This is a genomic window from Paenibacillus sp. 2003 (genome assembly GCF_031455635.1).
Lineage (GTDB): Bacteria > Bacillota > Bacilli > Paenibacillales > Paenibacillaceae > Paenibacillus > Paenibacillus amylolyticus_B.
The window spans coordinates 71,581-95,691 of sequence record NZ_JAVDTB010000013.1; the positions used below are offsets into that span (position 1 = coordinate 71,581).

Consider the following 24,111-nt stretch of genomic DNA (forward strand, 5'->3'; position numbering starts at 1 on the left):
CAACGCCTCGGGGGACTTAATAAACAAAAATGTTGCTTAATTAGCCCGAATGCGGTTTAATAATAGTGGCAAGGGTATTATTACATATGTACCTGATTTCAAAAAAACCTAAAATCTCAGGAGGTATTTCATTATGGCTTTTCAATTACCGGCACTTCCTTACGCTAACGACGCACTGGAACCACATATCGATGCACAAACGATGGAAATCCACCACGATCGCCATCACAATACTTATGTAACCAACTTGAACGCAGCTCTGGAAAGTGCTCCTGAACTGCAAGAAAAAAGTTTGGAAGATCTGATTGCTAACCTTGACAGCGTACCTGAAGGCATCCGCACAGCGGTTCGCAACAATGGTGGCGGACATGCTAACCACAGCTTGTTCTGGGAAATCATTGGACCTAACGGCGGCGGCGCTCCTACAGGTGATATCGCAGCAGCAATCGATAGCGAACTGGGTGGCTTTGATAAATTCAAAGAAGATTTCGCTAAAGCAGCTACAACTCGCTTCGGTTCCGGCTGGGCTTGGCTCGTAGTTGGCAAAGATGGTAAGTTGTCCATCACTAGCACACCTAACCAAGACAGCCCTCTCTTCGAAGGTCTGACTCCGGTTCTGGGCCTGGATGTATGGGAGCACGCTTACTACCTGAAATATCAAAACAAACGTCCTGATTACATCGGCGCTTTCTGGAATGTAATCAACTGGGATGAAGTGAACAAACGTTACGCTTCTGCAAAATAAGACTGTTTGCATAGATTTTAAATAAGCCCAACATGGTATATTTACCATGTTGGGCTTATTTACTGCCTAATATCCATTAGTCCATGAATCTCACAGTAATAAAAAATAAACTGGATATTTAAACCACTTATGTTTTCTCTTTCTCTATTTTGAAGAGTTTTTCACTCTGTGACAACTGAACCACGAAATATCGTTCATCCTTAAGTGCTGGTGGTAGTTTATCTTTAAGAATTGAAGTAACCATCTGCATATTTTTATCCTCAATATATTTAGAAACATTTAATAACTGATTATCATGCATAAGTTCTTTTTTATCATTGAGTAAAAAATGTAAAGTTGGTATGCTCTCTGAGTCAGCAAACATTATATAAGCTAAGTCAAAACATAGTATCTCACCTTGCTTTTTCCCAGAACTCAAATTGGCATTAAAAGCAGTGAATTTATATAGTGGTTGATTGTTCTTATTATTAACAATGTCATGTTTTAATGCATATTTTTCTCCATACAATTCATTCGAAATTGCAGCAAAGAATTTGTTAAACTTATTCATTTGATTTTTTACAAACTTCTCAAAATCTTGAGAGAATATCATTCCATCAAGAGATTTTAATCTAGTATTATAATTTTCTATATTAGATTCCACTTCCTCAATTTGTGAAATTATGCTTTCGTACTCACCTTTCCTTCTATACATTTCATTAAGTTCATTAAGTAATTTCTCCAATTCTGAAAACGAATCACTTTTCGCAACAACCTCAGTTAGTTTTTGCTCCTTTGTTAGTAAATCCTGCATTTTTTTTGTTTCTTGATCAATTTTCAACTGAAGATCCGGAAGTTCTTTTGTTACAAATTTTTTCTTTTCAAATATCATCTTATTATGATAAGTTAGTAACTCTTCAAATGACCTTTGAATTGGACCAATAAGATCGGTGGCCTGATCATAAATAAATTTGAGCTGTTGAACATCAATTTTTGAAACATCTGTATCAAGTTCCTCGATTGTTTCTATAATTAATTCTTTCCGAATTTTATGATTTCCCAGGATAGAACTTGTTCGATTAATCCGATATTTTATATTATTAAGTTCCTCGAAATCCCTCTCATAATTCTCATTAATATTAAACTTTTTTTTAGCATCATTTAAATCATTAATCTCAGAGTCAATTAAAGAAAGAGCTGCCTCGTAAGCATTTTTAGTTTGAAATTTTTCTAGCCGGTTCTTATAAGTCTCTTCTTGCTTAAGCTTATGAAGGAGTAATTGTTTATCCTCTCCCCCTTCAAAATCACAACCTAATAAGAACAGATATAGAGTTTCGTATTCAGCATCTGTTGTATAGCGGTCTAACGTCTTAGTGGTGTTATTAATGCTATGGTCACTATATCTAATATTATGAGAAATAATCTGTCTAAACGTCGGTTTACTATGTTTGTGATGTGGGAATAAAAGTTCCATTAATTTATTAAAAAATTCATCTTCTGTTAATTGTTTTCCATCTATCCGGCGTATAAGTTTGTTTCTTTGCAGAAAATTCCTCTCAATTTTTATTTCTTTTGAATTTTTTTTATTTAAGTCTTCTTTTAAAACCAGCGTTACTATCACTTCATTGTCAACTAAAAAGTCTTTAACGACTGCGTAGGTATCCTTCTTAGACTCGGTATCAGAATAAACAATAGCCGGTTTTGCTCCTAAACAAACATCAATTAGTTTTAGAACCGTTGTCTTACCAACGTTATTTCCAGTGCTTTTCGAGTCATCACTCGGTGTCTCATCCACAATTAAATTGAGTCCCATATGAAATTCAATATTACGTATAATCTCACCAAAAGAAGAGATTATCAATGTCTTTAAGAACATAACTGTACATCTCCCCTACTGTTTAGCTCCGCTACTCCTATTAGATATAGCCAATCCAAACATAAAATATAGACTGGAAAAGATATTTTTTTACGATTAATTACATTCTCATATAAATCAAGAATACTTTGAGTTGAGTTTTTGTGTAACTGTTCTAATAAAAAGGAAGAGATATAATATATGCTATGGTCAGGATGAATGTTGTCAGGAAGTAACATAAAAATATCCCTCCGGATTCTTAAAAATTTTACAACGAACGAATGCATCCACTACCAAAATATTTATACAAACGTCTAATTCCTCATATGGTATGTCATTACACTCATTGTTGCTTTTTAAATACTTATGGATTTCATCAATTACACCAAAAAAAATTTGATCTGAGCTATATTTCCCCTCGTTACACAATCTCATATATCTACCTCGAATAAATTGAAGAACAGATAAACTCTTGTTTTTACCTTCCAGATCATACTGCTTGTATTTGGTATCTAATTTCACGTGATGAATAACATAATCATGGATAATCATACCAGCAGTATTAAGCTCATTAAATTGGATCTTACTTTCGACATCAAAGCTTTTCTTCACAGAAATATCGGTACTATTGAGGTCTTCCTTTGACAATACATTAATTATGGTCGCCAAATTCGAATCTAACTTAATAATGCTGGGCTCCTGTCCTAATTCTTTTTTTATAAATTCATATACATGAGCCTGTTCATCAATATCAATTGAAGAAAAGTATTTTAAGATACTTACAATATCTAGAATATCTTTTGTTGGAGAAAATTCAAGACCATACGGATTATCAAATGTCTGTTTTCTTAAATTAGATGCATCTTTAGAAATAGAAATAAACTTAAAACGATAAGATGAATGATTTTTCAAGTACTCTTTATTTAGTGAATTTCTAACTTTCGCGGGAGTACATGTTGCAGAGACTTGAACTACAATTTTATTATCTTCATCGAGTAAATCAATCCCTTCAACATTTTGTTCAGAAACATTCAAATTTTTCAGTTTCCAACCAAAAAGTAAATTTACAAAATGCATGTAGAAATCTTCAGAGTGCAAATGAAGATCCAAAATATTCAATCTCCCTCTCACACTGATTCTTGTTGCTAAATGAGACAATTTATCTTCTATGTAATCAAAATGCTGAGACCTATTCACCAAAACCATCCTTTCTTGCTAGTGCTATAAAAGATTTAGATATCTCTCCCTATTCTTATTATAGCATTTGCATCCAGTTCAGTTCCTAGCATAATGTCAAATGATCGTAATGAAACATATTATTCAAAGTTTATAAAAAAAGTAACTTTTATACAAAAGGAAACACCATCCAATAAATGGTGAGGATGGTGTTATTGATCCTTTATAGGTAGTATGAAACTTTACTTAGGTCTTCAATTTGCTATAACTGACATTAAATCTTTCAATTTTTATCATATGCACCGGCAAAATAACTGCTGATCAACTTCAGAAATATGTTGGGGAATGCCATCTTGTCCATATCTTCCGGACCGATCCAGCGGTAGGTCAAGCCATCGCCTTTACCTGTCAGTGTCAGCGTGCTCAGCGCTAGGTCACTAACATCAGATGGTGCCAACATCTCTCCATCGTTAAGCGATGTTGATATGTTCTGAGCATTAGGCGTGCCTGGCTCCGATGAATGCGTTATGTCTGACTCAGGTGACACAGCTGATAATGAGGCTGTGCCCTCCCTTGTTGCCGCCTGTGCATCGTAGGCGGCTCTGGCTTCCGCTGCGATCAGCGGAAGCTCACTGCTCTGGTCCTGCTCGGTACACTTGTACACCTGCAGGCTCCAGACAATGTGGCTGAACACATGCTCCGCATGGGTAGCCAGCCCTTCCGGGCGGGCAGCGAAGCCTTCCGCCCACAGACTGCCGGCCAGCAATGCCATGGCCGGCTCATCCGCCAGCGGCGCCGCCTTCTTGCTGGCTGCGGCGGGCGCCGCGAGCACATGCGGCAGCTCCCACATGCGGGCCAATAGGCCCGTGTCTGGGCGCTGGCGCACAAGCACTTGGCCGCGGTGATCCCCGCGGCCCTCCACAATCGCGACCAGCCGCTGCTCAGGGCGCGGCGGCTTCGCCTTGGTCTTGACCGGCAGCGTAAGCTCTCTTCCGGCGATGCGGCCGGAACATTGCTCCATGACCGGGCAAGTCAGGCATTGCGGCGCTTTGGGTGTACACACCAGCGCGCCAAGTTCCATCAGCGCCTGGTTGAAATCACGCGCTCGTCCTTCCGGAATGAGCTCTCCTGCGAGCTCTTCCATCAACACCCGGGTGCTGCCCTTCATAATGTCCTCATCGATGAGGAAGTATCGGGACAGGACCCGCATGACATTGCCATCTACCGCAGGCTGCGGCTGGTTGAAGGCAATGCTGAGAATGGCCCCGGCAGTATACGGGCCCACCCCTTTTAATGCGAAGACAGCCTGCTTGTCCTGCGGCATCTCGCCTCCGTGCAGCTCCATGACTTGTCTCGCGGCTGCCTGAAGATTACGTGCACGGGAGTAATAACCGAGTCCCTCCCAATTTTTCAGAACATCTTCCTCCGGTGCTTCCGCCAGTGCCTGCACGGTCGGGAAGTTCCCGATAAAACGATTGAAATACGGAATTACCGTATCTACCCGCGTCTGCTGAAGCATAATCTCTGATACCCATGTAAAATACGGATTGTTGTGGCGCCGCCACGGTAAATCCCGTCGGTTGATCATATACCAATCCAGCAAATTCACGCTGAAATGTTGTTTCTGTTCCTGTAAACCCATATTTCCGTCCTCTCCTATTGCCAAGCTAGCTACTTTTCCATCTGTTCTACGATCGCAAAGGCCGCTGCCAGTTCCGTCTGATGTGTAATACTCAAATGAATGTCATATTGTTTATCATATGGCAGCTGTAGACGTTCCCAGGCTTGACTGGACAGCGAGGCCACGGGACGTCCTGTCCCATCAGGCAGCACCTCAATGTCAGTGAAGCCCATGACACCACCAATACCGCAGCCAAATGCCTTGGACACCGCTTCTTTCGCTGCAAATCGACCGGATACAAACTCCGTCATCCGCTTCCCTCGACGAACCGCGATCTCCCGCTCTGCTGGCGTTAAAATTCGTTTCAGAAATGCTTCCGCATGGCGACCGGACAGCAGCTTCCGCATACGTCCAATCTCCAGCACATCATTGCCTATGCCATATATCATCAACGCTTCACCCGCTTAATCTTTTATACTGTAAGAGGTTGTTCAAAAGTTCCATCTTCTTGGTACTGAAAACCGCTCTTTTTGAACATGCATTGTAAAATATCTCCATTCAATCACATGATCCGTAACTCTCCGAACACGTATTCTATTGTAGCAGGAGGGGCGATCAGAAGCGAGTACCTATCCGCATTACCATATATGCTAAAATATGAATCAGGAATCGTCTGAAATTCTTAGGAGGTCTGAATAATGCCCATAACTTTTGAGTTGCCCACTGACGTAGATGCGATCATTCGCGGGGACTTTTTCCCTGCACAACAACCTGCTCAAGGCGTCATCATTCTGGCTCACGGATACAAAGGCTTCAAAGACTGGGGCATGTTCCCTTACGCAGCTTCACAGCTAAGCCAGACACATCATGTGCTGACCTTTAATTTCTCTCACAACGGTATCGGTGAATATCTGGAGCAATTCTCTGAACTTGAAAAGTTCGCAGTGAATACCTACAGCCGGGAGCTTGCCGATCTGGCCCTGGTACTGGAACATGTGGCTACACAACCTGAACTCACTGGACTTCCTGTATACCTGGTTGGCCATAGCCGCGGTGCGGGCGTAAGTCTCGTCTATGCACTCGATCATCCCGAGCAGGTGGCAGGTGTCATCTCCTGGAATGGCGTAACCAATCTGGATCTCTTCACAGCGGAGCAAAAAGAAGAAATGCGTACGCATGGCCGCAGCCATGTCGTTAACGGACGAACAGGCCAGCAGATGCCACTGGACATGGCTATTCTGGAAGACCTGGACAAGCATAGCAAACGTTACGCTATCATTGATCGCTTGGCTTCTTCAACTTTGCGAGTTGCACTCATTCAGGGAACAGAAGATCCCCAACGTCTGCGTGACGGTTCTGCCGCACTTGTTCAAGCACGCCCTGATATCTCATGGCACCAGATACCTGAAGGGAACCACACCTTTAATACGGTACATCCATTTAAAGAAACCACTCCGCAACTGGAGCAAGCCATCACCCAAACCCTGCAACAGATCAAAGACTGGAGTAGCTAACTCATCTTTAATATAGTAGTCACCTGGATTTTTGCGGTTTCTCGTTCCACATAACAAAAAGAGTCACTGTGTGAGCAGTGACTCTTTTTGCATTCCCTAAGAGGGACGGTATTTCAATGTTGGTGTTAACAGCCTATAACGATTATGCACATCCACCCGTATTAGATACCAGGAATGGCATTGCGTTTGTGATGTGTGCGCGTATAGAACGCTTCGAGGCGCTCTTGTGCAGCCGGATCGATCTGTTTGCCTTCGAGATAGTCGCTGTTCGCTTCATACGAAATTCCCAGCTCATCTTCGTCCGTCTGACCTTCCCACAGCCCTGCCGATGGTGCTTTGTCCAAAATAGCCTGTGGCACGTTCAGATATGCTGCCAGCTGGCGTACCTGACGTTTGTTCAGGGTGCTCAATGGTGTGATATCCACAGCACCGTCGCCCCATTTGGTATAGAAGCCTGTGATGGCTTCGGACGCATGATCCGTACCTACAACGAGCAGGTTTTCTTCAAACGAAAGCGCATATTGCATAACCATACGAGTTCTCGCCTTAACATTACCTTTGCCTTGGTGAGTCATATGGCGTGGGCTGCCCAAAGATTTGAAACCTTGCTCTACTTCCAGCGCAATCTCGTTAACTGCATCTTCGATATTGGTTTCCACGACATGCTTCAGATCGTATGCTTTGGCTACCGCGTAGCTGTGATCGATATCGGATTGTTCACCATAAGGTTGGAACACACCAAGCGTTTTGTACTCTTGGTTGTTCTCTTGCGTGAGCTCGTCCGTCGCTTTTTTGCAAAGCGCCGTAGCCACTGCACTGTCAATACCGCCACTGATCGCAATCAGCAAACCCTTGGCACCCGCATTTTTCACATACGTCTTCAGAAAATCAACACGCTTGCGTACTTCCTCTTCCTCATTAATGCTTGGTTTAACCTTCAATTCAGCGATGATCTGTTGTTGCAAACTCATCGTTCACACACCCCGTTTCTAAATGAATGAAATTTGATGTCCAGCTTGAAAGGTCCGAATGGTTCAATAACCTTATCTATCCAAAATGAAACGCCCCGGCATCGGTGATCCGAAGGGCGGGGCGTTCTATGGAGCGAATTAACGGCAGTAACGGTCAAATGCACTTTTGAGATCAGCCGCAATATCCTCTGCAGAACGGTCTTCCACTTGATGACGCTCGATAAAGTGAACGAGTTCTCCGTCTTTCATCAGAGCGATGGACGGTGAAGATGGAGGATACGGTGCAAAGAATTCACGTGCTTTTGCAGTTGCTTCTTTGTCCTGACCAGCAAATACAGTGTACAGGTGATCCGGTGTAATATCGTGCTGAAGTGCTTGGGACACACCTGGGCGACATTGACCTGCGGCACATCCGCAGACAGAGTTAATGACAACCAGCGCTGTTCCTTTTGCATCCGGAAGACTTGCTTCCACTTCTTCAGGAGTACGCAACTCCTGGATTCCTAGACGAGTTAACTCATCCCGCATGGGTTGAACCATATCTTTCATGTATTGATCAAATGACATCGACATTCGGTTTCACTCCTTATAAATGGTTGTTCTATGATCTCGATAGAATTAAAGGCGAATAACTCTCCAAAACAACGTTACATTCATATCGAACATTATGGATGTAATGATGTGCTATTCCTATTATACATCCATAAGCAATGAAAGCAAGATTCAGAAACCGCCTGCGGAAAGGCCTCTTCCATAATATTATGTCTCAATGTCTGGCAAAATATGCTGAATGACTAACGTTCAAATGCCACCTTGAAGGTCGTGCCCTGGCCTTCCTCCGATTCCACAGTAATGGTTCCATTATGTCGTTCCACAATACTTAAGCACATGGACAATCCAAGTCCGGTTCCCTTGGCTTTTGTCGTATAGAAAGGTTCAAACAGCTTTTCCTTCTTCACTCTGGGTAGACCAGGTCCTGTGTCACGTACACACAGTTCCACTTTATCATCCACTATCCGTGTCTCCAGCGTAAGCACGCCCTTCTCATTCATGGCTTCCATCCCGTTACGGGCCAGGTTCAACACCACCTGTTTGATTTCCTTAGAATTGAGATGCAGCTTCGGCACATTATGGGCCAACATGAGTTCAATACTCTGACCACGCAGGTTCGCATCCGCCCATAACAACGGACTCAGTTCATGTATGATATCGTGCAACTGGGATTCTTCTTTCTCGGCAATACGATTCTGAGCCAAAGACAAGAAATCATTAATGATACTGTTGGCCCGGTCCAGCTCTTCCAGAACGATCCGGTAATAGTGATCGAGGGAGTCAGGACTCTTTTCCTGCATAAGTTGAAGAAAACCCCGCACAACCGCCATTGGATTACGCACCTCATGCGTAATGCTTGCAGCCATCTGCCCCACCAGACTGAGACGATCCACATTATCCAGTTCACTTCGCAACATCTCAAGCTCCGTGATATCCTGAATGATCAGCATGGCTCCTGTAACTTCTCTCGCAGACTCTGTTGAAAAGGCATACATCGGTACGGTTCGGGACTGAAATACGTATGCACCGTAACGAACGGTCAACCCACTAATCTCACCATGAACGATGGCTCTGCGAATGCTTTTATCCATCTTTTCCGCCTGACCTTGTTCAACAAATTGACTGGCAGGCTGTCCAATGAGATCAGGCGTGGAGGTACAAGGTAGCTGCTCCCTTGCGGTCTGCTCCATCATCTCATTGACAAACATGACTGTGCCTTGTTTATCTACGGTGGCAATGGAGAGAGGCACTGCATTCAGAATCTGATGAAGTTTCTCCGTTTCAGCTATGTATCGGTGGTGGACTTCCGAGAGATGCTGCTCCAGCCCGCGATATTGCTTCATCCTTTCCAGCCATAGCAGACTCAGACTGCCCGCAACAATGGCTCCAGCGGTATATCCAAGTGCTGTAAGTATCATGTAGGTCGCAGAGTATGTGGATTCATTCTGGAGGGATGCGAACCATAACAGACTCGTTACAATCAGTTCCATTGTAATCAGGATGATGAGGATCGCCATTTTGCGTGAAGGTGTATTATGCTTGAATCGTTTGGCAGACAACCATACAATGGGATAGAGAAGAATGCCCGTATGAAGGAGAAATCCGTACAGATTATAGGGATGCGCAATAAGAAAATAGAAGAGAATATGTAGAATGGACAGCGTTACGCCTATAGCGGACTTACAATACAAAATAACAAGTATCACAGGTACGATGCTTAATGATATGGATACGGCCACCGGGCTTGCATAGAGCGCAAACAGCAGACACAATAACATGCTCAGGGCACTTGTCACAGCAAAACTGGTATGAACGGTTCCTGCATGTTCCATTCTGGCAATAGCCCGCTTGGAGAGTACCAGACGGAATAAGGGAATCAGAAATACCGCCGACCCTGCCAGCAGTACTTGTAAAAGCATGTCCTTTAACGCAACCACAATGCCATCTCCTCCTCTGCCTGCACATTCCCTCATGTATTTCTGATTAAAACATAGGCGACAGTATATTACAATATACCCCTTAAGACTGCACAATAGAACTGCTCATAACTCCATTATATTTCAGAAAAAGCCAGGAGTAGACACATTTTACGTAAAACAGACAAAATCAATGAAAAAAGAGGGTAATAACATATGTATGATGTCATTGTAATTGGTGGTGGATCTGCGGGCCTGATGGCTTGCGTTGCTGCTGCCGAGCATGGAGCCTCCGTGCTTCTGCTGGATAAAGGAGATCAACTGGGTCGTAAACTAGGCATCTCTGGCGGAGGTCGATGCAATGTAACCAATGCCAAGGAAACGGATGAACTCATCCGACATATTCCGGGCAATGGACGCTTTTTATATAGTTCGTTTCAGAATCTGGACAACCAGGGAATCATGCGTTTCTTCGAGAATCTCGGAATTGCCCTGAAAGAAGAAGACAACGGCAGAATGTTCCCTGTAACCGATAAAGCGAAAACAGTTGTGGATGCGCTGGTAGGCAAGATTGTCTCCCTCGGCGTTGAGATTCGCACCAAAGAACCAGTCAAGGAAATTATTCAGAATGGTCAGCAGGTACAGGGTGTTAAATTGATATCCGGTAAAACTATTCTTGGGCGCTCTGTCATCATCGCTACCGGCGGCAAGTCCGTACCCCAAACCGGATCTACCGGAGACGGTTATCCTTGGGCTGAGGCTGCGGGCCACACGATAACGGAGTTATATCCGACCGAAGTGCCCATTGTGTCTGGAGAGAGTTGGATTCAGTCCAAAGAACTGCAAGGTTTGTCTTTGAGGGATATTGCTCTATCCGTAGTGGATGCCAAAGGAAAAACAGTCATCTCTCATCGCGGGGATATGATCTTCACGCATTTTGGAGTGTCCGGACCCGTCGCACTGCGTTGCAGCCAATTTATCCGCAAGGTTCAGATGAAGTCTGGAAACCCACAGGTCATTATGAGCATTGATCTGTTCCCGGAGCTGTCCCTAGGTGCATTGGAAGCACAGGTGCAACAGGTATTGGAACAAGAATCCCGCAAGGCTGTCAAAAACATTTTAAAAACATGGGTTCCTGAACGCATGATTCCCTTAATGATGAAACGGGCAGAGATCAGCGATGACCTTACGTTCCACCATTTTCCCAAAGGTATGTTAAGCAACTTGTGCGGGCTAATGAAGGCTTTTACCTTCCGTGCAGACGGAACGAGATCGCTCAAAGAAGCCTTTGTTACTGGGGGAGGAATCCACTTAAAGGAGATATACCCAAAAACAATGGAATCCAAGCTGCTGCCTGGACTATTCTTTTGCGGTGAAGTTTTGGATATTCACGGCTACACCGGAGGGTATAATATCACCGCTGCATTCTCCACAGGATATACGGCTGGTATGCATGCGGCAGAATATAAACACGCTAAACTATAATAGAGGTTGTTCAAAAAGTTCGCTTTTGATTACGAATCATGCCTACTGGCATCATCAGCGATGAATTGCTTCAGATGCCAAAAACCCCGATATCCACATCTGTGGACGATCGGGGTTTTTGGGCATTGTTCCATTTTAGAAAAATTGGCTCGAACTGCTCTTAGCTTGTGATACTTCTATGCTTTCACACTGCCTGAAAATCCATCAGCCGAATCATCGTATGTCGGGTCATCGCTATAGTTATGTCTGCCTTGCTCCGTCTGGCTTCCTTGGTTTCCGCTCGCATAACCCTCATTCCAGTCCTCATTCACGAGATGAGCAGGAATCGATATATTCTGAAACTGATCCAGCTCTTCCGTTTGCGAGGCAAATACGGCACTTCCTCCATGAGATTGTACAATCTCTACGGCAGACTGAGGATCTTGGCGATCTGTGGGGATGTACAATTCCAGCGGGCCGGACTGATACGGCTTATATCCCAATTCCTCCAAGGTTGCCCTTGCGGCATTCAACGCTGAATCGTCTGAAAAATGCACCTGTAGTTCGCTATTATCCATCATCGTTTCTTCCTCCTTGCTACAGCTAATCTCTCATCATCCATGGATGAGATTCTTCTTCTATAGCATGGGCAGATATAGCGCACGATATGCTCCGAATTAGAAAGGAATTCCTTTAGGCCCTGGTCAGCCGAACCCATCCGGCAATAGATAACACACAGAGTCCAAAGGCTACCGCACCTGCAGCTGTCAGAATACCGACGATCCAGCCGAGCCAGGCCAATCCCAGCGTGAATCCCATAAGAATGCCAATCGGGATGAACAACATCCGAACCATCATTGAACCTGCAAGATGCAGCGCCTCCGAGTCATACGTTATAAGCTGAACATAGTCGGACGTGGCAAAAACATCCCAGGAACGATAAAACATCACCGTCAACATGATGATTAATAACGCACACACAATGACATTGACCGGAAAAGGTGGTAATGCAACTGCTGCGATGGATAGTCCGCCAAGCTGCAGATATAATTTCATCGTGGCCGAGTTCCTGAAAAATGCCTTGAATGCAATCTCCGCTGTCCGATTCGCAATGGAACGATTGCGTAACAGTTTACGCGGTTTGCGGAAGATGATGGACCGTGTTCGTGGGGCTTTCGGCTTGCTCACCGCCCGGCTTAACATTATAGCTGTAAGCTGCAGCCTGCTCCGCAGATCCTCCCGCACATCACCTTCAAACGTTCCCTTCATCAATAGCCTCATCTGTCCAACTGTAATTAGAAGAAGCATGATAATTACGATTCCAAATATGATTTTCCACGTCTGTCCATACATCCATGATGTCGCATGAATGGTCATGTAACCTATGCCAATGACGAGAGGGATCATCTGAATCCAGCGCCGCCATCCTGTATGTCGAACCTTCGTCATATGTAGTGTTATGGCTTGGAATGAAGCTACTGCACCAAACCAGACAGCCATAAGTGCAATCTGGAGATTCGACATCTCATAGACACGGGACCACAGGGGTGCGGTCAGCGCTGTAATCAGGATCATTTTGCCCAGATGTTGCAGACAGGATCGGTAGAGCCCATGCCTCATTAACGTTCGTATCCATAACGGCCTTGATTTCAGAAACAATACATCCGCTTCCTCCACAAATATCAACACACCACCGGTAAGCATAACCACGTCGATCAGCCCAGTCAGTACGGGGAGAGGTAATCCTGTCGCCCATACAGGCAGTGGTTTGGTCCACAGACTCGTGTACCATCCAACCAGATAGAGCAGACCCGGAACAAGCAGGTATACCCACACCGTCCAATCCACGACGAGTCTGAGATTTTTCATCTGTTCCCTGAAGTGCTCTTTGCGTCTTCGCCTGTATAAACGAAGTGGTGTATAACGCTGGGAAGTTTCCATTCTCTCTCACCCTCTCTCTATCTAAGACGTCAGTATATCAAAACAGTCAAACAAAGAGGCTTCCGGCAATCCTGCCACTTCACGGATCTCATCCAATGTTCCCTCGGCAGCAGATCTGCCCGAAGCAATCAGAATAAACCGGTCGCAGATTCGTTCAGCGGTATCCAGTACATGCGTAGACATGAGCACACCCGCACCGCGGCGACGTTCATCATCAAGTAATTTTAGAAAATCCTTGGTTGCACGAGGGTCCAGTCCGATGAATGGCTCGTCCACAATATAGATATCCGGTGAAGACAGAAATCCGATCATCAACATCATTTTCTGCCGCATGCCCTTTGAGAAACTGGCTGGAAGATCATTTCGAACGTGGTCCATACCGAAACGAACCAACAGTTCCTCCGCTCGGGCAACAAAAGCTTCTTCCTCCATTTCATACGCCGCTGCAGCCAGATCAAGATGTTCCCATAGCGTCATATATTCATAAAAAACCGGTTGTTCCGGGATATAGGCATAACGACCATCTCCCCCAATCGTCACTTCATAGTTCGCATGTTCCAGCAGACCAAGAAGCGTTTTGATTGTGGTACTTTTGCCCGCACCATTTGGTCCGATAATACCTACCAGCTCTCCTCGCGCCACATTCATTCGAATATTGCGTATTGTCGATTGTCCTGGCTCGTATCCTGCCTCTGTAATATGTACGTCCAATATGGACTCGTGTACTTCCTTACTGTTATATTCCGTTCCCATATCATTCACTCCCTGTTCTGATCAGGCGTTTATTTCATTCTTTATGTTTTATTGTAATCGAGTTGCGGGTTGTATGTTTGATCATTTTAAGCATTTCTATATAGATGGCAAATAAACAAAGCAATAAATCATAGTAATGTATGATTTATTGCTTTGTTTATTATTCTTCGTTTTCGGTAACACAGTATGTACGAATAATCGAGACTAGTTCTTCAAATGTGAACTTGTGGTTCCCCATATCAACAGTAAAGTCCTCAGCAAACGTTTGATCCATCTTAAGATACACATTGTTATAACGCAGAAAGATTACCAATGCGGTAAAAGCCGTTCTTTTATTAGCATTATGAAAAGGATGGTTTTGACCCAAAGATTGAAAGATCGCAGCAGATTTTTCATATATAGATGGGTAGGCTTCGTTACCAAAAGCTGATGATTGTGCTCTTACAACCGCAGACTCAAGCAGACCAGAATCTTTAACTCCAATCTTCTCTCCAGGACATTAAACGTGAAGGCGTTTACTCAAACGCTTTCCAATCAAAAACTTAAAATTTGAAGTAAATTCAAACCTTCATTTCAAATGTTCTAACCTGAGCTGATCCGGCATGTTTTCAGTCGCCTGCAATCATGGTCTTGGCTGCAATGGAGCCATTCAGATCGGTTTTTTCCCCGCTACGTTTCATCAAATAAATTAACCCAAGCAGGGTCAGCAATATGCCTGAACAGACAAAAGCCGGCACTACACCAAATGAGGTGACCATGAACCCGCCTACCACCGGTCCCATAATATTACTGGCAGTCATCACGCTGCCTACCGTTCCAAATACCCTGCCTGTCATCGCCTCAGGTGTCTGTTCCTGCAACAGGATCTGAAAGGGTACAATCGCAAACCCAATTCCTACACCTGCCAAGGCAAAGAGGGATACTAACAACAGATTGGCACCTAGCCCGGCGTGCGGCCAAATCCCAACAATAACTCCGGCTCCGCCGATAACCAGACCCATGAGTATGGTACCCAGACCCATTTTCAAAACATGTCCTGCATGCTTCCACTTCCGTACACTCATCGCTGCAATTAATGTGCCTACACCACTTGCTGCCACGCACCATCCCAGCAGATCACTTGAAACTCCGGGAAGCTGTCTGAATAACACCACAGTCTGTGAATCGGCAAATTGCAGAAAAAGTATGGCTGAAGCAAGCAAAATCAGAGACGTTCCTACATAAGGGAGAGATGCGAGCATTCGGATACCCTCCAGTGTTTCTTTCCAAAAAGAGCCTTTTGAGCGGTTATGAACACCCCCAGCTGTCTCTTCCTCTACTTCTGTTACGTTATGAATTGCAGATTGGATCACCCGAGTTCCAGGAATCCACAATAAAATGATGCCGGAGATCAGAAAAGACGCTGAATCGAGAACAAAACACCAGGTAATGCCAAAAGCGGCTACCAGCAGTCCACCAAGTGCTGGACCAATAATTTTGGACATCTGTTCGATCACCGAGCTGATGGATACAGCTTGCGCAAGTTGTTCTCGAGGTACAATTTCCTTCAGCTTTCCGTTTTTGGCCGGAGAGAATATGACATCGAACAGGGATTTGAGGACAAGCAGTATGTAGACGTGCCAGATCTGGTCAGCAAAAATTAACGCACCCACGATGATAATTCTTGCACCATCAGCTACAATCATCAGCCATTTACGGTTCAGGCGATCTGCAAGCGTGCCTGCGAATGGCCCTGTCAACAGAATGGGGAGTGCTGCCGAAAGTGTGACAAATGTAATCTCCCAAGGCGTTGCATTCCAGCGGATACCTACGAGGGTCAGGATTGCGAGCAGATGCAGCCAATCACCCAGATTGGAAATGGCCTGTGCCACCATCAATGTTACAAAAGAACGGTTATTCTTCAGCGGTCGTTGTCCTTCAAACGTTAAATCACTTGTCATCCTTCTTCTCCTCCATTACTTTCCGAATTCATAATATGAACTCATTATATAGAGCAGCCCTTGACTCAACCTCCTGCCAGAGGAGGAGAAGAAGCGACATCTGAAGGATGATTTTTCGGTATGATGAATGATCAAATTTTAAATGCTAAAAATGCAAATCTTGTGACATATCGCATGTTTTTCGTAGAAATAGAAGTTTACAATTAAACCATGGCGACAACCTGAATCGTCAACATAACTAACCAACTCATATAAGTTGAAATACTCTTTTACATGAACAGCATATCGGAGAGGACCCCTCTCATCATTTCAACTTATAAACTAATCTGAAAAGGCGGGATCAGCATGCTGGAATTACAAGAAATCGGAACCGAACGTTCACTTCATCTGTACCGCACCTTGGCCCAGACATTCAAGAGCGTGAATGAACACGCTGTATCCGGAAGCAAAGTGCATGGCTTCAACCCCACCGCATATGGGGTGCTCGAAGTGTTATATATGAAAGGAGCTCAGCCGATTCAACAGGTTGGTGCACAACTTCTGCTGCAAAGTGGTAATGTGACCTATGTGATTGATAAGTTGGAGCAAAAAGGATTGTTACACCGCAAACATTGTCCGCAAGACAGACGTATCATCTTTGTGGAACTGACCGAAGAAGGACAGCGCACCATGGATGACATCTATCCAGGCTATGCGTTGAAGATTGATCGGGCTGTAAGTGGACTAAGTGAGGAAGACAAGGAATTGCTGTCCGAACTCTTGGGAAGGCTTGCACATTCTGCAGACCGTTTATCTGCAAGCAGCTAGACCATTCTTTGCATGGGTGCCATCAACAAAAATAACCGGATTTGCCTGACATCGGCGAATCCGGTTTTTCATATGTTTGTAATATATATATATCTTCTTTTTACTTTGAGCCTTGTGGCTGCGGTGGAGCATCTGCATCTTCGGGTACGATTAAACGTTTGCGTAGAGCAAGCGTGGTTACCCACGAGACCAGTGCAATGACAAACATAATGACAAACAAGGAATGCAAGCTTCCTTCCAGCACGTTACGCAGCAGCGCCCATTTATCATCTGATAGGGCTACATCCGTATGTGGTGCAAGCAGTTCGTTCAGATCACTCTCCGATATTCCAGCCTCAGCCAGATTCTGCTCACTGGATAACGTCGAGATTCGATAGTTCAACCAAGTGCCAAAGGCCGCTGCACCAATCGTCTGTCCCAATGTACGCATGAATGTATGCAGTGCCGTAGAGGAGCCACGTTCCTTATACCCTACAGACGACTGCGCAATAATGGTGAAGATCGTGAATGCAAACCCGAAGCCGAGACCATAAATAAAGGTCAATATAAATAGCACAGCCTGCGGGGATGTCCCGCCCACCAGAAAGAGTCCACCCGATCCAATCGCAATTCCGGTTAATCCAATCAATGCGGTCATACGTGACCCAATTTTCATCAACAGGCGGCCTGCCAACACACTACCAATGAGCCAACCCACCGACATCGGCGCGAGCAGCAGCCCGGATTCCGTCGCATTACCTCCCCGAACCCCCTGCACCCAGAGCGGCAAATAACTGGTTAGGCCGATCATCAGAGTACTGGTCAGCAGTCCGGCGATATTCGCCACACGGATGTCTCGAATTCGGAACAAATGTAGTGGAACCATAGGGGCCTGAGCTCTTTTTTCCACCACAAAAAATAAAATAATAAACAGAGCGGCGACCACACTCAGTACAACAATCAACGGAGAACTCCAGGCATAATACTGCCCACCCGCCGACAGGACAAACAACAATGCGGTAATACCCACCGTGAAGGTCAGTGCACCGACATAATCAATCTTGGCCGTACGTGGAGAGATATCTTCCTTCAGATAACGAAATACAAACCACATCGCAAGCAGACCAAACGGCACATTAAAACCAAAGATCCACTGCCAGCCGAGATTATCTACAAAATAACCGCCAAGCAGCGGTCCCGCCAGAGAGGAAATGCCCCACACGGAGCTAATCCATCCCTGGATTTTGCCACGTTCTTCAATAGCGTAGATGTCCCCAATAATCGTAAATGTAACAGGAACTACCGCACCCGCACCAATCCCTTGAATAGCACGGAAAATAATCAATTGCTCCATGTTCTGCGACAGACAGCACAGGAGTGAACCCAGTAAAAATAACGCACAGCCAATCAGAAATACAGGCTTTCGTCCATACAAGTCACTGATTTTACCGAAAATGGGCGTACTCACTGCCATCGTCAACAGGTATGCGGTGAAAATCCAGCTCAGCAGCTGTACACTCCCCAGCTCACTGACAATGGTCGGTCCCGCCGGACCAATTACGGTGCCTTCAATCGCTGACAGAAATGTCGCGAGCAACAGCCCCGTCAAGATGAAACTGCGCTTCAAACCTCCAGTTGCATTCACACAAACCCTTCTCTCTTTGTTCTCTATATAATTGGTGCTTCTCCAGCTTTGTTCTGTTTCTTCGTTTACGTGTAAATTTAAAAAAAATCATATATTGTCTCTTTTATTTACCTCGCTTGCGAAGGAACTCATCATACAACATGGAATACATCACCATATCCTTGTATCCGGTGGACGTATGTTGCACCTGTCGCAGCAATCCTTCACGCGTGAAGCCGCGGTTCGTCAGGAACTCGCCAGACGCCAGATTACGCGGATCAACCAGCGCTTCGATTCGATTAAGACCCATGGTCTCATACCCAAAGGGCAGCAATGCAGAGAATGCCTCCGTCATATAACCGTGGCGCCAATAATCACGTCCCAGCTCATAACCGATCTCACCCCGGAATGCGCCTTCAAGCTGCCATGTGTTAAAGCCACAACTGCCGATGAGCTTGCCTGTTTCTTTGAGTTCGATCCCCCACCGGATCGCATCCTCTTCTCCTGCCATTTGGTTAAGCAGTCCAATCATGTCCGCCGCTTCGCTTGTCCCAATCATCGGTGCAAGATTCATGTAACGGGTCACCTCGCGATCTGACCAGCATGCGAACATCTGGGCCGCATCCCGGCGACGCATTTTACGCAGACGAAGCCGCGCAGTCTCCATTTCGGGAATTCTTCCTTTGCATTTATACATATAAAGACACTCCGATCCGATCTATCTCCGCAGACCATAATATTCACTAGTCATCTAATCATAACCTGCGCCGAATGGCAACTGTTCAGTCATGGATACACGTCAAAAAACCGGGCCAATTTCGCTCCCGGTCTTGTTGTACGTATGGATCAATTCAAGTTTGAGTGAATTACGGAATCATGGCTTGTCCAAATGAAATTTAAGCTTTGGACGTTTTCTTGCCCTTCCCCAGTAATTCATCGCTAACCCGGCCAAACACAGCCGTGATTTCCTTGAATTCTTCGATGCCAGTCCCGGTTAGGCTCCATTGGTCCCCGTGGGCGGTCAGGAAATTCTCCTGTGTCAGGTGTTCAAGCTCCTGCTTGATCTCCCGCTCTCCAACGCGATATCCCCGTTCTTCCAATAGGGGCAGTGCCTCGCTAACGTTCAAATCCTGATTTTGCGCGAAATATAGTAGATGAATCCGTACAAAAAGATTCTGTACCTCTGCATGCATAAGCCAAGCTCCTTCCCGGGTTATAGCCCTCCGTGGTTGCTAAGTAATTACCCCACGTAAGAAGCTGAGAAACAGGAGGATTCTTCAGGTATTCCCTTCCCTTTCCGAAATCCTCCGCTTGACTAACCGCATCCTCTGCACTATCTTGAAAATAAGTACCATTTTGCTCGGGAGGGTGATTTACCATGTTTCAAGCTGTTTCCTATGAAGGAACACGAAGTGAGCAGCACACCGCCGTCCTGGGACAGTTAAGTGCTCTGATCCGCGATGAACCTAGTGCGATTGCCAATCTGGCGAACGCTGCTGCGCTGCTCAATGTATTTATGACCGACACCAATTGGGTTGGCTTCTATCTGTATGATGGAAAAGAACTGGTCCTCGGGCCATTCCAAGGACTGCCTGCCTGTATCCGAATTCCACTGGGACGTGGTGTATGCGGCACATCTGCTGCGGAAAAACGTACCCTGGTCGTTGACGATGTTCATGCCTTCCCAGGCCACATTGCCTGTGATGCAGCATCGAACAGCGAGATTGTCGTACCTATTATCATAAACGGCGAACTGTACGGCGTGCTGGATATCGACAGCCCGATCAAAAACCGTTTTGACGACGAAGACCGCGTCTTCCTGGAGAAAGCCGTAAACCTGCTCACAGAGCAGTTGGAGGCAACCATACCCCTATAGGAAATGATGATTAAGGTGATCGGAGTCTCATCACACACGATGAAGAAACCGTAATAACAAAGAGCGCAGTCCTCTCAGAGGTCTGTGCTCTTTGTTATCCATTATGATTCACACCCATGTTCTTGCTCGCCCATGTTACTTTATGCATCTAGGATAAATCATGTTCCGCTTTAATCATCATCCCGTCCCGCAGGAATTCAGCCAGCCTCGGGTGGTAACCATCATACATCTGACGGAAATTTTTATGCTCTACATACAGATTGGCCAAATCCCGATAGATCTCAGCGGTGGGTGTATAATAACCTTTGATCCATTCAAGATGCCTGCCAATAATCCGTTGTACTTTCGCACTACCGGGTTCCAATCCATCCTCAATGGCCTGTTGCAAGTCCAGATGAACCTGATCAATTTTCGCCTGGGAATCCAGATAATCTTCTTTCGACTTCATCTCCTGGTCAGACTTCTGAACACCCTCTGTCTGCACATGGTTCATATTTTTATTGACTACAGGGTCAAAACCCGATTCATTCAGCAACTGGTGACGCCCCTTATTTACAAAACCGTTATACAGCTCATGTTCATCAAGTTCCTGTTCACCTTGCAAATGAGAGATCGTTTTGTCCAGTGTCTGAATCAATCCATGCAGACGGAGTGCCTTCTCCAGAATATCAATGCGATGCTGTTTCATGATGCGGATGACATCCTGAGGATCATCTCTTAGCATAGGGCCAATCTCATTTTCCTCCATACCTACTTCCTTACAGAAAAGGATTTGCTGGAGTCTCAGTAATTCCTGCTTTTCATAATAGATAGCTTCATCCAAATCCCCAAAGGCCGGATTCAGAAGACCTGTCTCTGCATACTGGCTCAGTTCGTTCAGGCTTACGCCTGACATCCCCGATACGTCAACCATGGAATATGCCATTTGAATACACCTCCTGCCTGTCCTGCAACTCCAAAGTTCAGGCTTATTTCATACTGCATTTTATTTGAATAATGAGAGAATATAAGACTTTCGGCAGTGCTGTACCGCTTCATTCCGCTCGTGCTATGGATGGGTACATCATGCTTCGGTGATATGAGCGGCGTTTAGACAGTTAAGTTACGGTTTGTTAAGTATGTTATACCCGTCTCATCAGATGTGAACCCGCAGTCAGTGAAGAATCCGTATGTATTTTTTAAAGTTTTTCCATGATCTTCAATTAAAAATCCTGTGCCATTATTCCGGCACAGGAGCGTGTAGTTATATTTCCATTCGCATACGGTATATTGAGTAAAAGAATGGAAGAGACTCACCCTTTGTTAAACATAACAAACTTCAATTCCGTCATTTCCTCTACAGCATATTTTACACCTTCACGCCCAATCCCACTTTGTTTCACTCCACCATAGGGCATGTGATCAACTCGGAACGTCGGAATATCATTAATCATAACTCCGCCTGCTTCGATCTGATCCACAGCATGGAGGGCGGTATGAATATCATTTGTAAATACGCCTGCCTGAAGCCCGTATATGGAATCGTTAACATGTTCAATACCCTCTTCAACGGAATCTACCGTATTGATCACAACGATGGGTGCAAACACTTCCTGACAGGATACCTTGGCATCACGCGGAACGTTAATCAGTACCGTTGGACGCAGAGCGCCTCCTTCAGCTTGACCGCCTGCTTCCACTTCAGCCCCGGCCTGTTTGGCTTCTTCAATCCAGTCGAGTGTACGCTGTACATCCTTGGAGGTAATCAGCGCAGATACCACCGTATCCGGGCTCAGCGGGTCTCCGACCACCACTTGTTTGGCCGCTTCAGCGAAACGCCGGATGAATTCTTCCGAGATGTCACGATGTACGTAGATTCGCTGCAGCGAGATACATACCTGTCCCTGATACGTGAAAGCACCGGTCACACATCGAGGAACCACTTTGTCCAGGTCTGCGTCCTTATCCACGATAACCGCTGCATTCGATCCAAGCTCCAGTGTCACGCGTTTGAGTCCTGCTTTGCTACGAATGCTCGTGCCTACCGCTGGACTGCCTGTAAACGTAATATGAGCAACATGGGGGTGCTCCACAAGCAAATCACCAATCGTTTTGCCATCACCGCTCACCACGTTCAGTGCACCATCCGGCAGTCCGGCTTCCTGAAGCAGATTAGCGATGTAATAGGAAGACAGAGGCGTCTGCTCTGCAGGTTTGAGCACAATCGTATTGCCTGCTGCCAGCGCTGGGCCTACCTTGTGGGCTACCAGGTTCATTGGAAAATTAAACGGCGTTATCGCACCGATGACACCTAGAGGTTGCCGCATCGTATATCCGATGCGCCCTTCTCCACCTTTGGCTGCATCCATCGGAACCGTCTCTCCGGTCAGCCGTTTGGCTTCTTCGGCGGCAAAACGATACGTTTCCACCGTCCGGTCAACCTCTGCCAGTGCTGCGGTAATTGGCTTCGCCGCTTCAAGAGCTATGATTCGCGCTGCTTCTTCCTTGCGTTCTTCAAGCATGGAGGACAACTTGTACAGAATATCTGCACGCTGATGTGCAGGCATCTGGCGCATTTCCTTCCCAGCTTGAACCGCAGCTGCAACAGCAGCCTCCGCTTCCTCGGCTGAAGCCGACGAGACTTCTGCCAGCGTTTCCCCGGAGTATGGTGCTTGAAGTGTTTTATAATCTACAGATTCGGTCGGTTTGCCCCCGATAAACAGATGTTGTTTTTTCATATGCTGCATCCTCCATCCTTTTAGAACCTATTGAACTTAAGAATGTTACACTGCCACTTCGATGACAGAACAACCATTCAATCGCTGTCTCATGTAAAAGTTCAGTTCAATTTATATAATCTATTAATACACTATTTCCATGCTATCAACCCACTACGGTATTTGGCAATCATAGCTTGTAACGTACCTGATGAGCCATTGTGGCGATCTTTAGCTATTGCATTATAAAGGATTTCACAACCTATTTAACCGTCAGGACGGGGCACTCTGCATGTTTTAACACGCCATGGCTGACACTGCCCACGATCATCTCTGCGAGCATGCCTTTCCCGCCTGTACCCATCACAATCATTCCACAATCTCGTTCACGCGCCACACGGCAGATCTCATTAACGCGATCACCTGCAATCAGCAGTGTCTCATATGCAATGTCCCGTCCGGACAACTGTCTGGTCACCGGTTCTATAATATGTTGCCCTTCTTCGGCAATCCGAGCTTCCAGATCAACACCCAATGCAGGTTCATTGATAGAGATAGCCGGATTAACATGCACGATCAACAGACTTGCGGGATGTTTCATATCTTCAGCCAGAATCAATGCTTGCTCCAAAGCTTTATGCGCATGTTCTGAACCATCAACAGCAACCAATATATGTTTCAGCATTGCAATCCCTCCTGTGA

The 24,111-nt window shown here is 45.5% G+C and carries 24 protein-coding genes; 5 read left to right on the forward strand and 19 right to left on the reverse strand.

What is annotated here, in order from left to right; all coding sequences use genetic code 11:
* Nucleotides 1-133 precede the first annotated feature (133 nt).
* Nucleotides 134-745, forward strand: coding sequence for a superoxide dismutase (locus J2X75_RS28710; RefSeq protein WP_150364015.1), 612 nt, complete (start codon nt 134-136; stop codon nt 743-745).
* 127 nt (nt 746-872) lie between these two features.
* On the opposite strand, the gene J2X75_RS28715 is transcribed toward J2X75_RS28710, so the two are convergent.
* The 5 genes from J2X75_RS28715 to acpS form a co-directional block, all read right to left on the reverse strand.
* A complete protein-coding gene (locus J2X75_RS28715; RefSeq protein WP_310342859.1) occupies nt 873-2,600 on the reverse strand; it encodes a DUF2326 domain-containing protein in 1,728 nt (575 codons plus the stop codon).
* Nucleotides 2,591-2,866, reverse strand: a complete 276-nt coding sequence (locus tag J2X75_RS28720; protein WP_310342862.1) for an ABC-three component system middle component 6 — start codon at nt 2,864-2,866, stop codon at nt 2,591-2,593. The genes J2X75_RS28715 and J2X75_RS28720 overlap by 10 nt, the downstream gene beginning before the upstream one ends.
* Nucleotides 2,805-3,785, reverse strand: a complete 981-nt coding sequence (locus J2X75_RS28725; protein WP_310342866.1) for an ABC-three component system protein — start codon at nt 3,783-3,785, stop codon at nt 2,805-2,807. The genes J2X75_RS28720 and J2X75_RS28725 overlap by 62 nt, the downstream gene beginning before the upstream one ends.
* 253 nt (nt 3,786-4,038) lie before the next feature.
* Entirely contained in the window at nt 4,039-5,397 is a 1,359-nt protein-coding gene (gene mutY / locus J2X75_RS28730; protein WP_310342869.1) for an A/G-specific adenine glycosylase, read from the reverse strand.
* 29 nt (nt 5,398-5,426) lie between these two features.
* On the reverse strand, nt 5,427-5,825 hold the full coding sequence (gene acpS, locus J2X75_RS28735) for a holo-ACP synthase (protein WP_076216711.1): 399 nt from the start codon (nt 5,823-5,825) through the stop codon (nt 5,427-5,429).
* A gap of 249 nt (nt 5,826-6,074) precedes the next feature.
* Between acpS and J2X75_RS28740 the strand changes: the two genes are divergently transcribed.
* A complete protein-coding gene (locus J2X75_RS28740; RefSeq protein ID WP_310342873.1) occupies nt 6,075-6,890 on the forward strand; it encodes an alpha/beta hydrolase family protein in 816 nt (271 codons plus the stop codon).
* A 161-nt stretch (nt 6,891-7,051) separates the two neighbouring features.
* On the opposite strand, the gene nadE is transcribed toward J2X75_RS28740, so the two are convergent.
* The 3 genes from nadE to J2X75_RS28755 form a co-directional block, all read right to left on the reverse strand.
* On the reverse strand, nt 7,052-7,861 hold the full coding sequence (nadE, locus tag J2X75_RS28745) for an ammonia-dependent NAD(+) synthetase (protein WP_047841401.1): 810 nt from the start codon (nt 7,859-7,861) through the stop codon (nt 7,052-7,054).
* A 138-nt stretch (nt 7,862-7,999) separates the two neighbouring features.
* Complete coding sequence (locus J2X75_RS28750; protein WP_091038991.1) at nt 8,000-8,434, reverse strand: BrxA/BrxB family bacilliredoxin; 435 nt, start codon at nt 8,432-8,434, stop codon at nt 8,000-8,002.
* A gap of 221 nt (nt 8,435-8,655) precedes the next feature.
* The gene (locus J2X75_RS28755) at nt 8,656-10,350 is read right to left on the reverse strand and encodes a two-component system sensor histidine kinase NtrB (RefSeq protein WP_310342878.1); all 1,695 of its coding nucleotides are present in this window, start codon (nt 10,348-10,350) and stop codon (nt 8,656-8,658) included.
* A 195-nt stretch (nt 10,351-10,545) separates the two neighbouring features.
* On the opposite strand from J2X75_RS28755, the gene J2X75_RS28760 reads away from it, so the two are divergent.
* The gene (locus tag J2X75_RS28760) at nt 10,546-11,814 is read left to right on the forward strand and encodes a BaiN/RdsA family NAD(P)/FAD-dependent oxidoreductase (RefSeq protein WP_307540062.1); all 1,269 of its coding nucleotides are present in this window, start codon (nt 10,546-10,548) and stop codon (nt 11,812-11,814) included.
* Nucleotides 11,815-11,990: 176 nt separating this feature from the next.
* On the opposite strand, the gene J2X75_RS28765 is transcribed toward J2X75_RS28760, so the two are convergent.
* The 5 genes from J2X75_RS28765 to J2X75_RS28785 form a co-directional block, all read right to left on the reverse strand.
* Entirely contained in the window at nt 11,991-12,374 is a 384-nt protein-coding gene (locus tag J2X75_RS28765; RefSeq protein ID WP_150363991.1) for a hypothetical protein, read from the reverse strand.
* A gap of 112 nt (nt 12,375-12,486) precedes the next feature.
* Nucleotides 12,487-13,734 (reverse strand): ABC transporter permease, encoded by a 1,248-nt coding sequence (locus J2X75_RS28770; RefSeq protein ID WP_310342882.1) that lies wholly within the window; start codon nt 13,732-13,734, stop codon nt 12,487-12,489.
* Between the two features lie 21 nt (nt 13,735-13,755).
* A complete protein-coding gene (locus J2X75_RS28775; RefSeq protein ID WP_310342885.1) occupies nt 13,756-14,487 on the reverse strand; it encodes an ABC transporter ATP-binding protein in 732 nt (243 codons plus the stop codon).
* A gap of 160 nt (nt 14,488-14,647) precedes the next feature.
* Entirely contained in the window at nt 14,648-14,971 is a 324-nt protein-coding gene (locus tag J2X75_RS28780) for a type II toxin-antitoxin system death-on-curing family toxin (RefSeq protein ID WP_310342945.1), read from the reverse strand.
* A gap of 124 nt (nt 14,972-15,095) precedes the next feature.
* Nucleotides 15,096-16,427: an MFS transporter gene (locus tag J2X75_RS28785; RefSeq protein ID WP_310342888.1), complete on the reverse strand. Its 1,332-nt coding sequence runs from the start codon at nt 16,425-16,427 to the stop codon at nt 15,096-15,098.
* Nucleotides 16,428-16,772: 345 nt separating this feature from the next.
* On the opposite strand from J2X75_RS28785, the gene J2X75_RS28790 reads away from it, so the two are divergent.
* The gene (locus J2X75_RS28790; RefSeq protein ID WP_017690799.1) at nt 16,773-17,234 is read left to right on the forward strand and encodes a MarR family winged helix-turn-helix transcriptional regulator; all 462 of its coding nucleotides are present in this window, start codon (nt 16,773-16,775) and stop codon (nt 17,232-17,234) included.
* A gap of 100 nt (nt 17,235-17,334) precedes the next feature.
* Here J2X75_RS28790 and J2X75_RS28795 read toward each other — a convergent pair whose 3' ends face one another.
* The 3 genes from J2X75_RS28795 to J2X75_RS28805 form a co-directional block, all read right to left on the reverse strand.
* On the reverse strand, nt 17,335-18,840 hold the full coding sequence (locus tag J2X75_RS28795; protein WP_310342948.1) for an MDR family MFS transporter: 1,506 nt from the start codon (nt 18,838-18,840) through the stop codon (nt 17,335-17,337).
* 121 nt (nt 18,841-18,961) lie between these two features.
* Nucleotides 18,962-19,534: a GNAT family N-acetyltransferase gene (locus tag J2X75_RS28800; protein ID WP_036614167.1), complete on the reverse strand. Its 573-nt coding sequence runs from the start codon at nt 19,532-19,534 to the stop codon at nt 18,962-18,964.
* 199 nt (nt 19,535-19,733) lie between these two features.
* Nucleotides 19,734-20,030, reverse strand: a complete 297-nt coding sequence (locus J2X75_RS28805; RefSeq protein WP_036614170.1) for a hypothetical protein — start codon at nt 20,028-20,030, stop codon at nt 19,734-19,736.
* Nucleotides 20,031-20,215: 185 nt separating this feature from the next.
* On the opposite strand from J2X75_RS28805, the gene J2X75_RS28810 reads away from it, so the two are divergent.
* Nucleotides 20,216-20,713, forward strand: coding sequence for a GAF domain-containing protein (locus J2X75_RS28810; RefSeq protein ID WP_210110374.1), 498 nt, complete (start codon nt 20,216-20,218; stop codon nt 20,711-20,713).
* Between the two features lie 148 nt (nt 20,714-20,861).
* Here the strand turns inward: J2X75_RS28810 and J2X75_RS28815 are convergent, their stop codons facing one another.
* The 3 genes from J2X75_RS28815 to J2X75_RS28825 form a co-directional block, all read right to left on the reverse strand.
* Nucleotides 20,862-21,638: a MerR family transcriptional regulator gene (locus tag J2X75_RS28815; protein WP_307540075.1), complete on the reverse strand. Its 777-nt coding sequence runs from the start codon at nt 21,636-21,638 to the stop codon at nt 20,862-20,864.
* A 367-nt stretch (nt 21,639-22,005) separates the two neighbouring features.
* Nucleotides 22,006-23,430, reverse strand: coding sequence for an aldehyde dehydrogenase family protein (locus tag J2X75_RS28820; protein ID WP_310342897.1), 1,425 nt, complete (start codon nt 23,428-23,430; stop codon nt 22,006-22,008).
* A 241-nt stretch (nt 23,431-23,671) separates the two neighbouring features.
* Nucleotides 23,672-24,094 (reverse strand): universal stress protein, encoded by a 423-nt coding sequence (locus J2X75_RS28825; protein ID WP_310342900.1) that lies wholly within the window; start codon nt 24,092-24,094, stop codon nt 23,672-23,674.
* Nucleotides 24,095-24,111 lie beyond the last annotated feature (17 nt).